Raw genomic sequence first — 13,054 nt, 5'->3', positions numbered from 1 at the left:
ACGGTAGGTTACGGCAGGAGTTCCACCGTCGCCGACTTCGCAAGATTCCGGCCTGTCGTACAAGAATCAGCGACGCAGAGTGTGTGCGTACACGACTTCGGAAAATTCGCTGGTCGATGCCAAACCGCCGAGGTCCGCGGTCGCGATACCCGACGCGATGGTCGTACGAACCGCGTCTGAAATGCGGCGTGCCGCCGCAGACAACAACCGATCTCCCCGCGCATCACCGAGCCAGTCGAGCATCATCGCACTCGAGAGGAACAGTGCCGTCGGGTTCGCCCGGTTCTTCCCGGCGATGTCGGGTGCTGCACCGTGCGCAGCCTGAGCCATGACCTGCGTCTCGGAAGCGTTGATCGACGGCGCGGTTCCGAGTGAACCGGACAGCTCGCCCGCCAGATCCGACAGAATGTCGCCGAACATGTTTTCGGTCACCACGACGTCGAAGTCTCCGCCGCGTCGAACGAGGTGCGCCGCCATCGCGTCGACGTGCTCGTCGTCGACGACTACGTGGGGGTACTCCGCGGCGACGGTTCGGCAGGCGTCGCGGAAGAGGCCGGTGGTCAGTGTCAGGACGTTGGCCTTGTGGACGATCGTGACGTGATTGCGCCGACGCGACGCCAACGCGAAGGCAGTGCGTGCGATCCGTTCGCATGCAGCGCGGGTGAACACACCGACGGCCAGGGCGATGTCTGGCGTCGGCATGAATTCGCCGCTGCCAACTGCCATGTTCCGATCCGCGTACAACCCCTCGGTGTTCTCGCGGACGATCACCAGATCCATGTCGGGGACCATCGCCTTGACGCCGGGGAACGCTGCTGCCGGTCGGATGTTCGCGAACAACTCGAACTTTTTCCGGATGACGCCGCCGGGGGTGAGTTGTCCGCGAAACCTCTCGGGATACGACGCGCTGTCATGGGGTCCGAGGATCCAGCCTTGCAGCTGCCCCAACCCATCGATGGTTTCGTCGGGAATTGGCGTGCCGTGAGTGTCGATGGCCGTACTCCCGAGCGGAAGCTCGACCCACTCGACGGGCGGAGCGTGAACCGATGACAGCGCCGCATCCACGATCTGCCGTGTCGCCGGGACGATTTCGTGGCCAATTCCGTCGCCGTGCATGAGTCCCAGCCGCATGGCCGGAGTACCGATTGCGCTCGCACCTGTCATCAGGCAATCATTGCTCACCATGGTCCAGTCGGTGGAATTGCTCCTCGATCCGGTGAGTGAGTCGGCAGTGCGAGCACAATGGCAGCTACTCGCCGACGCCGGATTGCCGAGTCAGGCCTCTCATCACAGCCCGTCCAACCGTCCGCACATCACGCTGTTCGTCGCCCGTGAGATCCCCGCGGAGATCGACGAACTGTTGGTGCGGCGCTTCTCGGCCCCGGACTTCGAGGTCCGGCTGGGTGGCTACGTCGTGTTCGGCGGCAAGCAGATGGTCTTGGCGCGCTCGGTTGTTCCTTCGCGTGCACTCCTTCACCTGCACCGAGAAATAGCCGAGTCAACGGTTGGCTCGACGGCACTTCCCGCCCACGTCGAGCCCGGCGCGTGGACGCCTCACGTGACGCTCGCCCGACGCGTCGAACCTGCACGTCTGGGTGAAGCTATCGCCCTGCTCGGCACCGACGTGATTCACGGGCGCAGCGGCGGGATCAGGCGCTGGGACGGCGAACAGAAGACGGAATGGTTACTGACACCGCCGGTGTGACAGAGCGGGTTGCACGTCGGGTCACCAGGATTCCCGCGATCACCGCCAGCGCACCAACCGGTTGATTCCAGCCAACGCTTTCGTCCAAGACTATTGCGCCGAGAGCGACGCCCACCACTGGACTGAGATAAGTGACGGTGGACGCCGCAGTCGGCCCCCACCCCTGAACGACATTGGTGTTCCAGATGAATGCGAGCCCGGTCCCCAGCGCGCCCAGAGCGATCATCGACAGGACAACTGCCGGCGTCAGGTGCATCGGCGTGTTTGCGACGACCGGAGAGGCCAGAACCATCACGAAAGCGCCGATACTGATCTGCACAAGCGCGACCGTACGAGTGTCGACGCCGAGCGGAAGCACGAAACTCCTGAGGTAGACAAACGAAATCCCGTACGACGCAGTCGCTCCCAGGCAAGCGACCTGAGCACTCACACTTCCGCCAACGCCGAGATTCCACGGCGCCAACACGATCAGCACCCCACCGAATCCGAGAAGCAACCCCAGCGACTTGTATCGCGTCAGCGTCTCCCCCGACAGAAAGGCAAGGGAGACAGCCATAGTCATCAGTGGCGTGGTGGCGTTGTAGATGCTCGCGAGTCCCGAGGACATGTCCTGCTCCGCCCAACTGAACAGCAGCCACGGAACGATGCATTGCGTCGCTGCGAGAAAAGCCAGGTGCTTCCAGACACGAAATTCCCTCGGTAGGCCGATCCGGCTGACCGCTGACACGAGAACCAGCGCGAGCGCACCGAAGACCAAGCGCCACAGAACTACCTGCGTGACGGACAGACCTTCGAGCCCGATCTTCATGAAGAGGAAACTGGCTCCCCACACCACCGCAGCTGCGGTGTATTGAAAGGCCAGACTTGCCCTCAAAGGGTGAAGTCTCCGTGCGGACTGACGTCGTGACGAGTATCGGGCGTTCGGCCGGCAAGAGCTAGTACGTTCAGGACCAGTAGGACCAAGAGGCTGACGACGATGATTGCCATGTGTCCAGCCTGACGGAATGTCCCACGTGGCAGTAGTGGCAGAAAAGCCAGACTTGGACGATTTTCTGCCACTTTCCCGTTTTTCTGTCACACTCGAAAGATGCTCGCGAAAGTGGTGGTCCCACTGATGCCGATGACCGAGGCGTTCGAACTCGGCGTGGCATGTGAAGTCTTCGGCTTCGACCGATCCGACGACGGCCTCCCCACGTACGACTTCTCGCTGATCGCCGCAGTTCCGGGCCCGATCCGAACGCGGTTCGGTTACAACATCGATGTTCCGTACAACCTCGATTCTCTCGACGACGCCGACCTCATCGTCGTTTCCGCCGGCGGAACCTACGACGCCGGCGACGCGTACATGTGCTCACCGAGTCCCGACTCGAGTGTCGATCCCCTGCTGGTCAAACTCAACGAGGCCGTGGCCCGGGGCGCCAAGGTGGCGAGCCTGTGCACCGGAGCGTTTGTCCTCGGCGCGGCTGGACTACTGGACGGAAGGCGATGCACGACGCATTGGCGGCACGCAGAGAGGCTTGCCCAGACGTATCCGGAAGCCAAGGTCGATCCGGACGTGTTGTACGTGGACGAAGATCCGGTGTTCACCAGCGCAGGCACCGCGGCAGGAATCGATCTGTGCCTGCACATCGTGCGAAAGGAACAGGGTTCTCGTGTCGCCAACGGCATCGCGAGAAGGATGGTGGTGCCACCCCACCGTGACGGTGGGCAGGCCCAGTACGTCGCCACTCCCCTCACCTCGACGCCGAGTGCAACCCTTGCCCCACTCCTCGACTGGATGACGGAGAATCTCGCCCTCGACCTCACTGTCGGAATGGTCGCGGCCCGAGCGAACATGTCCGCTCGCACATTTGCCCGCCGTTTCCAAGCGGAAACGGGAACGACTCCCGCCCGCTGGCTCAGCGATCAGCGAGTACTGGCCGCCCAGCAACTCCTGGAGAATTCGGACCTCTCCGTCGATGTCATCGCGGAACGCGTCGGTTTCGGCGGCGGCGCCGTGCTTCGCCAGCACTTCATCCGGCTTCGCTGCACCACGCCCCGGGCCTACCGCCGGACGTTTCGGGCGACCGAGAACGCAAGCTGAAATCGCCTCAGGGAAGAATCAGCGGTTCCGGGGCGTTGCACACACCAACAGCCCGCACAATGGAAAGGACCCCTGTGGCCACCCAGACACTCACCCAGCAGAACTTCGACGAAACGATCAACGGCAGCGACGTCGTCCTCGTGGACTTCTGGGCCTCCTGGTGCGGCCCGTGCCGCCAGTTCGCGCCGACGTTCGAAGCGTCTTCGGAGAAGCACGCTGACGTCGTTCACGCCAAGGTCGACACCGAGGCCGAGCAGGGAATCGCAGCGGCCGCAAACATCCGCTCCATCCCCACGATCATGGCCTTCCGCGAAGGCGTACTCGTGTTCAACCAGGCCGGCGCACTTCCCGCCGCTCAGCTCGAAGAGCTCGTCACTCAGGTCAAGGCACTCGACATGGACGAGGTCCGCAAGCAGATCGCAGAGCAGACCGCTTCAGCTGAATAGCGAAAGAGAGCGCGCTCCGAATCGAATTCGATTCGGAGCGCGCTCTTTTCGTAGCCAGGCTGCCTTGACGCCGACTCAGTGAGCCGCGCTGTCCCAGCTTCGACCGGTGCCCACCGAAACATCCAGGGGTACCGACAACTCGATGGCTGTGGCCATCTTGTCCTTGACCAGTGCGGTGACTTCCTCCAACTCGGAGGCGACCACTTCGAGCACCAATTCGTCGTGCACCTGCAACAGCATGCGCGACTTCAATCCGGCTTCGGCGAGAGCCTTCTGAACATTGATCATCGCGACCTTGATGATGTCGGCTGCGGTGCCCTGGATCGGCGCATTCAGGGCAGCACGTTCGGCCACCTCACGACGCTGACGGTTGTCGCTGTTGAGGTCCGGCAGGTAGCGACGACGGCCGTAGAGCGTCGAGGTGTAGCCGTCCTTACGTGCCTGCTCGACCACCGCGTGGAGGTAATCCCGCACGCCGCCGAAACGAGCGAAGTACGCATCCATCTGCTGCTTCGCTTCTTCGGTCGAAATCTTCAGCTGCGACGCCAATCCGTAGGCACTGAGCCCGTAGGCCAGACCGTAGGACATCGCCTTGACCCGGCGACGCAGTTCAGGAGTGACCTCTTCGATCGGAACTCCGAATGCGCGCGAGCCGACAAAGCTGTGCAGGTCCTCACCGGTGTTGAATGCCTCGATCAGCCCCTCGTCGCCTGACACGTGCGCCATGATGCGCATTTCGATCTGGCTGTAGTCGGCAGTGAGCAGAACGTCGAACCCTTGCCCGACTACGAATCCGTCGCGAATCTCGCGCCCCGCGTCGTTTCGCACCGGGATGTTCTGCAAGTTCGGATCGGTCGACGACAGACGCCCGGTCGCGGCAACCGTCTGGTTGAACGTCGTGTGGATGCGACCGTCTTCGGCCACGGCCTTGAGAAGACCGTCGACGGTCACCTTCATACGCGTCGCATCACGATGCGCGAGAAGGTGTTCAAGGAACGGGTGTCCTGTCTTGTCGAACAGACCCTGCAACGCCTCGGCGTCGGTGGTGTAGCCGGTCTTCGTCTTCTTCGTCTTGGGCATGTCGAGTTCTTCGAACAAGACCACCTGCAGCTGCTTCGGCGAACCCAGGTTGATCTGCTTGTCGATCACCTCGTACGCGGAGTTTGCGGCGTCGGCGACCTGGGAGGCGAAACGGCTCTGAAGATCGTGCAGATGCGCGCTGTCGACGGCAATGCCGGTGGCCTCGATCTGAGCGAGCTCGATCGTCAACGGCAGTTCCATGTCGGAGAGGAGCGACTTGGACTCGATCGACTCCAACTCGGTGTCCAGTGCAGCTGCCAAGTCGAGAACGGCCTGAGCGCTGAGCATCGCGGTCTCGGCCGCTTCGGCATCGAGCTGTTCGGTGTCGTCGAGCAGTGAAAGCTGTTCCTGGCCGGATGTTTCGGCGCGCAGTTCACGCTTGAGGTAGCGGAGCGAGAGGTCGTCGAGATTGAAGCTGCGCTGGCCCGGCCGGACGAGGTATGCGGCCAGAGCGGTGTCGCTGGTCAGTCCACCGAGCGTCCAACCACGCCCACGCAGAGCGTGGATCGCCCACTTGGCTTCGTGCAGCGACTTCGGCTGCGATGCGTCGGCGAGCCAATCACCGAGAGCTGCTTCGTCTTCCGGTGTTGCCGTCGACGCCGCGATGTATGCACATTCACCGTCGGAGGCCGCGATCGCGAGTGCAGTGACGTCGCCGGCAAACGGAGTTCTGGTTCCGAGCACTGTGACGCCGTGACGCTCACCGGTTCGCGCGTGGGCATCGAGCCACGCGGCAACCGCACCCGGGGCGAGTGCGTCGCCGCTGACCTCGAACCCTTCCTCTGCTTCGGGCTCGGACGACGACAGGGTCGCGAACAGTCGATCGCGGAGAACCTTGAACTCGAGATCGTCGAACAACGCATGAATCTTCTCGCGGTCCCACGGGGCCAACACCAACTGCTCGGGCGTGTACGGCAACGGAACGTCGCGAACCATCTCGGTGAGCTGACGATTGAGCAGGACGTTTGCAAGGTTCTCGCGTAGCGAGTCGCCTACCTTGCCGCGGACCTTGTCCACGTTGTCTACCAGTCCCTGCAGGTCACCGTACTCACGGATCCACTTGGTAGCGGTTTTCTCGCCGACGCCGGGGATACCGGGGAGGTTGTCACTCGGGTCGCCGCGCAGGGCAGCAAAATCCGGATACTGCGACGGAGTGAGGCTGTACTTCTCCTCGACGGCCGTCGGCGTGAATCGGGTGAGCTCCGAGACACCCTTCTTCGGGTAGAGCACAGTGACGTTGTCGGTCACCAGCTGCAGCGAGTCGCGGTCGCCGGTCACGACGAGAACCCGGTATCCGAGTGCCTCCGCCTGCGTGGTCAACGTGGCAATCACGTCGTCGGCCTCGAAACCTTCCTCGGCCATGACCGGGATGCCCAGCGCGCCGAGAACGTCCTTGGTGATGTCGATCTGGCCCTTGAATTCGTCCGGAGCCTTCGCGCGCTGCGCCTTGTATTCGGGGAACAGGTCGGCGCGAAACGTCTGACGCGACACGTCGAAAGCCGCGGCCAAGTGGGTGGGCTGCTCGTCACGAAGAAGGTTGATCAACATCGACGTGAAGCCGTACACCGCGTTGGTGGCCTGCCCACTGTGTGTCTTGAAGTTCTCTGCAGGCAGCGCATAGAAGGCGCGAAATGCCAACGAATGCCCGTCGAGAAGCATCAGAAGAGGGCGATCGTCCGCCTTGCCGGCGGTGCCGGCTGAAGCGGTGGACGTGCTGGACCGAGTTGTGGTTGCGGGGCTCACGGTTCATCAGTCTAGGGATCGCGACCGACATCGACGCCTTCGCCGTTGTTTACGCAGGAACAGACACAAGAATCGGACAATTGATGCAGCCTTCGGCCTTCGATACGGAACCGAAACATCCCGGAAATCTCAGAACCCCATCTGAAGCGAACGGAGCCGTTAGAGTCCGGAAATCGCAGCAACGAAACAATCCCTGTGCTGCGCGGCACCTTTGTCCAGACGCGCTATTCCCGACCCGCTCGGAGGACGTACGTGGCCCCACCCGTAGTGAAACGGCAGACCCTCGCGACACTCAGCCGACTACTGGCCTTTGCATTACTGACGTTCTTCGCATTACTCAGCCTGGCCGGAACTGCTTCGGCTCAGGAACCGACCACTTCCCCTACACCGCCGACCCCGACAGCATCCGCAACACCGACAGCACCGGTTCCCGACAACGCTGTCCCCGTCAGCGGCAATCTCAACAACGGCGGCACACGCCTCGAGGGCGTCACCGTCCGTGCGCTCGATTCTTCCGGCACGGAAGTCGCCACCGGAGAATCGGCATCGAACGGCCGTTGGGAACTGGCCGTGGCACCGGGCACCTACACCTTCGAGATCGTTGCCGACACACTTCCCGACGGGGTCAGTGTGCAAGCCGCTGTCGAACGCGAGGTGGTGGCCGGCCGCGCGAACACCGTGATCTTCTCGTTCGGCGAGGTACGTACCGCCTCGAATGTCAGCTTCGGCGAGAAGCTGATCCGCACGACGGTCGACGGTCTGCGGTTCGGCCTCGTGATCGCGATCGCCGGTGTGGGTTTGAGCCTGATCTACGGCACCACTGGCCTGACCAACTTCGCTCACGGCGAGATGGTGACGTTAGGAGCCGTTGCTGCCTGGGTGATCAACACGTCCTTCGGCGTTCCACTGATTCCCGCCACGATCCTCGCGATCTTCGTCGGCATCGGCATCGGCCTGCTGACCAACGGAATCGTCTGGAAACCACTGCGAAAGCGCAAAACCGGGTTGATCGCGCAATTGGTGGTTTCGATCGGTCTCGCGATTTCATTGCGCTACTTGATCCTGATCTTCTTCTCCGACCGCGCCGAACCGTTCGACGACTACCAGGGCCAGGTCGAGAAGAACTGGGGCCCGATCGCACTGACCGACGCCAACGCGATAGTCATGATCGTCAGTCTTGTCGTCCTGGTCGGCGTCGCACTGCTTCTGCAGAAGACTCGCATCGGAAAGGCCATGCGTGCCGTCTCCGACAATCGTGACCTCGCCGCTTCGTCCGGTATCAACGTCGAGCGCGTGATCATGTTCGTCTGGGGTCTCGGCGGCGGACTGGCCGCCCTCGGCGGTGTGCTGTTCGGTATCTCCGAACTCGGCGGACGCGTCCAGTGGGAAATGGGCTTCAAACTGTTGCTGCTCATGTTCGCCGGAATCACCCTCGGTGGTCTGGGAACCGCGTACGGGGCGCTACTCGGCTGCGTCATCGTGGGACTTCTGGTCCAACTCTCGACGCTCATCATCAACCCCGATCTCAAATACATCGGCGGACTTCTCGTCTTGATCGTGATCCTCGTGGTTCGCCCCCAGGGCATCCTCGGATCCAGACAAAGGATCGGGTGACGAACATGGACATCATGGGAGCTTTCCAGGTTTCCTTCGCCCAGCTGATCGGGCCGTCGGCAATCTTCTACGCACTGCTGGCAATCGGGTTGAACCTGCACTTCGGCTACGCCGGACTGCTCAATTTCGGTCAGATCGGTTTTGCCCTTCTCGGCGGCTACGGCGTCGGCATCATGACCGTGACCTACGACCAGCCGCTCTGGCTCGGCATCCTCGTCGGACTCACCGCAGCCGGCCTTCTCGCGCTCGTGCTCGGTATTCCGACGCTGCGTCTGCGCGCCGACTATCTCGCCATCGTCACCATCGCGGCCTCGGAGATCCTGCGTCTGATCTTCCGCTCGACCGCGTCGGATTCGGTGACCGGTTCCACCAATGGCCTGTTCGGTTTCGCAGACCCGTTCACCGCACTGAGCCCCTTCGACTCGGCCAAGCAGTACTCGTTTCTCGGCGTGAAGTTCTACGGAGACGACCTCTGGTCGATGGTCGTGGGGTGGACCCTGGTCTTGATCTTGTGCGGATTTGTCTACTTGTTGACGCACAGTCCGTGGGGGCGCGTCCTCAAGGCGGTACGCGAAGACGAGGACGCAGCGCGATCGTTGGGCAAGAACGTCTTCGTGTACAAGATGCAGGCGCTGGTTCTCGGCGGCGTGATCGGTGGTCTGGCCGGTGTGTTCAACGCTTTGCAGACCAAGTCCATCAACCCGGACTTCTACTCGACCGCGCAGACGTTCTTCGCGTTCGGCGCACTGATTCTGGGCGGGGCGGCAACGGTATTCGGCCCGGTGGTCGGCGCAATGTTGTTCTGGTTCCTCCTCGCCATCCCTGATGCCTTGCTGCGTCAGGCGATCTCCGGCGAAAATCCGCTGCTTTCACTCACGGAACAGCAAGTCGGGGCCACCAGGTATGTCCTGCTCGGATTGATGATTGCTCTCCTGATGGTCTTCAGACCGCAGGGAATACTGGGTAACAAGCGGGAGGTGCAACTCAATGCTTGACGCCGATACCAGAGCACAGATCTTTGCCGACGTTCCTCACCTTCCCGGATCGGCGAAACCCGACCCGGTGTTGGTCGCTGACAATGTCTCGCGGACGTTCGGCGGTCTCAAAGCCGTCGACGTCGATCACCTCGAGATTCAACGAGGGTGCATCACAGGTCTGATCGGTCCAAACGGTGCCGGAAAAACGACGCTCTTCAACCTCCTCACCGGTTTCGACCGGCCGGACACCGGTACGTGGTCGATGGACGGTCAATCGCTGGGCCGCATGTATCCCCACCAGGTAGCCAGGAAAGGAGTGGTACGGACGTTCCAGTTGACCAAGGCGCTCTCCAAACTCACCGTGCTGGACAACGTACGTCTCGGTGCCACCGGCCAACGTGGTGAACGCATTTTTGCATCCCTCGTTCCGTGGATCTGGAAAGGCCAGGAACGCGAGATCACCGAACGCGCCAACGAACTCCTCGCACGATTCAAACTCGACACCAAGGCAGACGACCTCGCCGGTTCACTCTCCGGTGGGCAGCGCAAACTGCTCGAAATGGCTCGCGCACTCATGACCTCGCCCTCGGTGGTGATGCTCGACGAACCGATGGCGGGGGTCAATCCTGCTCTGACGCAAAGCCTGCTCGGACACATCAAATCATTGCGCGACGACGGAATGACGGTCGTGTTCGTCGAGCACGACATGGACGTGATCCGGGATATCAGCGATTGGGTGGTGGTCATGGCGCAGGGCAGCGTCATCGCCGAATCCACCCCGGACGAACTCTCGTCCAACACAGCCGTCGTCGACGCATATCTGGGCAGCCACCATGACCAGGCCCTCGAGTTCGACGACAACGGAAATCCGGTGGGCGAGACGGCCGTTCTGGCCGCCGCCCTGGCTGAAGCCGAGGTCGAAACCCTCGAGTCGGGCGGGGACCTGTCGGAACCCGACGTCGACAACCTTCCGGCCGATCTCGCCGCGACGCTGGAATCGAGTCCCGAGGAACCGCGCGGAAGGCACGAGAAGCCATGAGCGAGAACCACGCACGTTCACTCACGCCTGCAGAGTTCGCCGCGACGGCCGAGGAGCATCAGCGACTGTCGGCAGGTGCCCTGCTCCGCGCCGACAACCTCGTCGCGGGCTACATTCCCGGCGTCAACATCCTGCGTGAATGCAACTTCTTCCTGAAGGAAGGGGAAATCGTCGGGATCATCGGACCGAACGGCGCAGGCAAATCGACACTCCTGAAATCACTGTTCGGACTGATACCGGTACGCGAAGGGTCGGTCACCTTACGCGAGGACAACATCACGTCTGCGCCCGCTCACGTCCTCGTTCAGAAGGGAGTCGGGTACGTCCCTCAGACACAGAACGTCTTTCAGACTCTGACCATCGAAGAAAACCTCGAAATGGGCATTTATCTGCGGCCCAAGGCATTCGCGGAACGATTCGCCTTCGTGAGTGAACTGTTCCCTCTTCTGAGTGAACGACGAAAGGTGAGGGCCGGCGCACTCTCCGGCGGCGAACGCCAGATGGTCGCGATGGGCCGGGCCCTGATGATGGATCCGTCGGTGCTGCTGCTCGACGAACCGTCCGCGGGCCTGTCCCCCATGTTCCAGGACGAGGTGTTCATCCGCTGCAAGAAGATCAATGCTGCGGGTGTCTCGGTCATCATGGTCGAGCAGAACGCGCGCCGCTGCCTTCAGATCTGCGACCGCGGCTACGTACTCGATCAGGGTAAGAACGCGTACACCGACACCGGCGCCAATCTGATGAACGACCCCAAGGTGATCGAGTTGTACTTGGGAACGCTCGCTGGAAGCAAAGAGAAGTAGAACAGACACGAGAATGGGCCAGGGTCTCTCGACCCTGGCCCATTCTCGTTGGCTGCTTACTTGCCCACGACCACGAATCCTTCTGTGGTCAGCGTGTTCTCAGGGCCGAACTTGAGCTTTCCGTACGAACCGATGGACGGTTCTCCCGAATCGTTGAAGTCCAACTCACCGGTGATGCCGTCGTAGTCGATGTCGGTTCCCGCCTTCACCAACGGCAGGCACTCGACATAGGACGTGCACTTGGTGCCACCTTCGGTGACGCTGTTGATGTTGGCTGCAATGTCGGTACCGGCCGTCGACTTCGCCTGCTCGGCAGCGAGCGCTGAGATCACCACCGCGTCGTACGACTCTCCGGCGTAGTTGAAGTCGATCAGAGAGGGGTTCACAGCCTTCAGACGATCCTGGAAGGCAGCTCCGACGTCCGTCAGGGGCGTGGTTCCCTGCATGGTGTCGAGCAACGGCTTCGCCACGGATTCGCCGAGCGCGTTACCCATGTTGCCGTCGACGCCGTACATCGCCATTCCGTCCGACGGGCCGATGCCCACTTCGTGCATGCGCGTGATGATCTTCGCCGACTCCTCGAAGCCCACCAATGCCACTGCATCCGGATTGAAGTTCTTGACTTGATCGACTTCGGAGTTGAACGACTGCGCGTTCGGGTCGTAGATGATCTTCTCGATCTGATCGGAGGGGACGCCCGAATCGATCAGATTCTTTTCGATGTTGTCCGCCAGACCCGTCCCGTACGGGTCGTTGAGGGCCATGATCGCTACGCGCTGACCACCGTCGTCCGAAATGAGCTGTGCGACGGCCTGAGCCTGCAGTACGTCCGTCGGAGCGGTGCGGAAGTACATGCCCTTGTCGGGGTAGCAGACGAATTGGTCCGAGGTGTTGGCAGGCGAGAACATCACGACGCCTGCGCTGGCGATCTTGTCGATCACCTTGAGCGAGACCGAAGACGACGCGGCGCCGACGATGACCTGAGTGCCTGCAGCCAATTCACGGTCGACGGTGGTGTTGGCGGTGTCCGTTGTGGTGTCACCCGAATCGCCGGGAATCAGCTGGACCGGTTGGCCGAGAACGCCTCCGGCAGCATTGACGTCGTTGACTCCCAGCTGGGTGCCCGCGACCATCGGCGGCCCGAGGAACGACAAGCTGCCTGTATCGGGAAGAAGCGTACCGATACGCAGCGCTTCCGTGGACGGGGTGGCGCCGGCCTTGGCCTGCTCCGGGGTGCAATCAGTCGTGACGGATGTCGTCGCGGCGGAAGCGCCGGACGTAGAGCCACTCGAAGACGAGTCATCCGACTTGTCCGAGCTACAGCCTGCAAGTGCCAGTGATGCCGCGCCGAGAACTGCAGCAGTACGCACAAGTGTTCGTCTAGCCATCCCACGCTCCTAAGATCAGCCGGTGCTCGCGCCACCCGAACTGGCGCTCGCTGTGGGATCAGACGCTAGACCTTGGAACCGTTTCGCGATCCTTCAAGAAAGCCCTGTGACCTGACTGTTATCTGAAGGCGCACAGTGTTTACACGGCTGTAGCGCTGCGCGACGTTTCGACGGTC

11 protein-coding genes are annotated in these 13,054 nt (G+C 62.0%); 7 read left to right on the top strand and 4 right to left on the bottom strand.

The annotated features are described in order from the left end of the window. Positions 1-66 precede the first annotated feature (66 nt). Positions 67-1,164, bottom strand: coding sequence for an isocitrate/isopropylmalate dehydrogenase family protein (locus CPI83_RS13435; RefSeq protein WP_060939360.1), 1,098 nt, complete (start codon positions 1,162-1,164; stop codon positions 67-69). On the opposite strand from CPI83_RS13435, the gene CPI83_RS13430 reads away from it, so the two are divergent. Continuing rightward, complete coding sequence (locus CPI83_RS13430; protein WP_021344392.1) at positions 1,130-1,705, top strand: 2'-5' RNA ligase family protein; 576 nt, start codon at positions 1,130-1,132, stop codon at positions 1,703-1,705. The two genes, CPI83_RS13435 and CPI83_RS13430, sit on opposite strands and share 35 nt — an antisense overlap. Here the strand turns inward: CPI83_RS13430 and CPI83_RS13425 are convergent. Next, complete coding sequence (locus CPI83_RS13425; RefSeq protein WP_097387336.1) at positions 1,650-2,579, bottom strand: DMT family transporter; 930 nt, start codon at positions 2,577-2,579, stop codon at positions 1,650-1,652. The genes CPI83_RS13430 and CPI83_RS13425 overlap by 56 nt on opposite strands. Before the next feature lie 213 nt (positions 2,580-2,792). Here CPI83_RS13425 and CPI83_RS13415 point away from each other — a divergent pair, with 213 nt between their 5' ends. Further along, complete coding sequence (locus CPI83_RS13415; protein ID WP_097387335.1) at positions 2,793-3,788, top strand: helix-turn-helix domain-containing protein; 996 nt, start codon at positions 2,793-2,795, stop codon at positions 3,786-3,788. A gap of 74 nt (positions 3,789-3,862) precedes the next feature. Continuing rightward, positions 3,863-4,234, top strand: a complete 372-nt coding sequence (trxA, locus tag CPI83_RS13410; protein ID WP_003944106.1) for a thioredoxin — start codon at positions 3,863-3,865, stop codon at positions 4,232-4,234. A 75-nt stretch (positions 4,235-4,309) separates the two neighbouring features. Here trxA and polA read toward each other — a convergent pair whose 3' ends face one another. Then, entirely contained in the window at positions 4,310-7,057 is a 2,748-nt protein-coding gene (polA, locus tag CPI83_RS13405) for a DNA polymerase I (protein ID WP_097387334.1), read from the bottom strand. A gap of 303 nt (positions 7,058-7,360) precedes the next feature. On the opposite strand from polA, the gene CPI83_RS13400 reads away from it, so the two are divergent. From CPI83_RS13400 to CPI83_RS13385, 4 genes are read left to right on the top strand one after another with little or no spacing between them, the layout of a single operon-like run. Then, positions 7,361-8,671 (top strand): branched-chain amino acid ABC transporter permease, encoded by a 1,311-nt coding sequence (locus CPI83_RS13400; RefSeq protein ID WP_037120375.1) that lies wholly within the window; start codon positions 7,361-7,363, stop codon positions 8,669-8,671. Between the two features lie 5 nt (positions 8,672-8,676). After that, positions 8,677-9,666: a branched-chain amino acid ABC transporter permease gene (locus CPI83_RS13395; RefSeq protein WP_003944088.1), complete on the top strand. Its 990-nt coding sequence runs from the start codon at positions 8,677-8,679 to the stop codon at positions 9,664-9,666. Beyond that, positions 9,659-10,687 (top strand): ABC transporter ATP-binding protein, encoded by a 1,029-nt coding sequence (locus tag CPI83_RS13390; protein WP_029255470.1) that lies wholly within the window; start codon positions 9,659-9,661, stop codon positions 10,685-10,687. Before CPI83_RS13395 ends, CPI83_RS13390 begins: the two co-directional genes overlap by 8 nt. Next, positions 10,684-11,490, top strand: a complete 807-nt coding sequence (locus CPI83_RS13385) for an ABC transporter ATP-binding protein (RefSeq protein ID WP_097387333.1) — start codon at positions 10,684-10,686, stop codon at positions 11,488-11,490. Before CPI83_RS13390 ends, CPI83_RS13385 begins: the two co-directional genes overlap by 4 nt. A gap of 56 nt (positions 11,491-11,546) precedes the next feature. Here the strand turns inward: CPI83_RS13385 and CPI83_RS13380 are convergent, their stop codons facing one another. Next, the gene (locus CPI83_RS13380; RefSeq protein WP_003944031.1) at positions 11,547-12,878 is read right to left on the bottom strand and encodes an ABC transporter substrate-binding protein; all 1,332 of its coding nucleotides are present in this window, start codon (positions 12,876-12,878) and stop codon (positions 11,547-11,549) included. Between the last annotated feature and the right edge of the window lie 176 nt (positions 12,879-13,054).

Origin of the sequence: Rhodococcus sp. H-CA8f (assembly GCF_002501585.1) — a bacterium.
Classification (GTDB): domain Bacteria; phylum Actinomycetota; class Actinomycetes; order Mycobacteriales; family Mycobacteriaceae; genus Rhodococcus_F; species Rhodococcus_F erythropolis.
The sequence above is the reverse complement of the archived record's forward strand: the minus strand, read 5'-3'. Positions and strand labels throughout refer to the sequence as shown.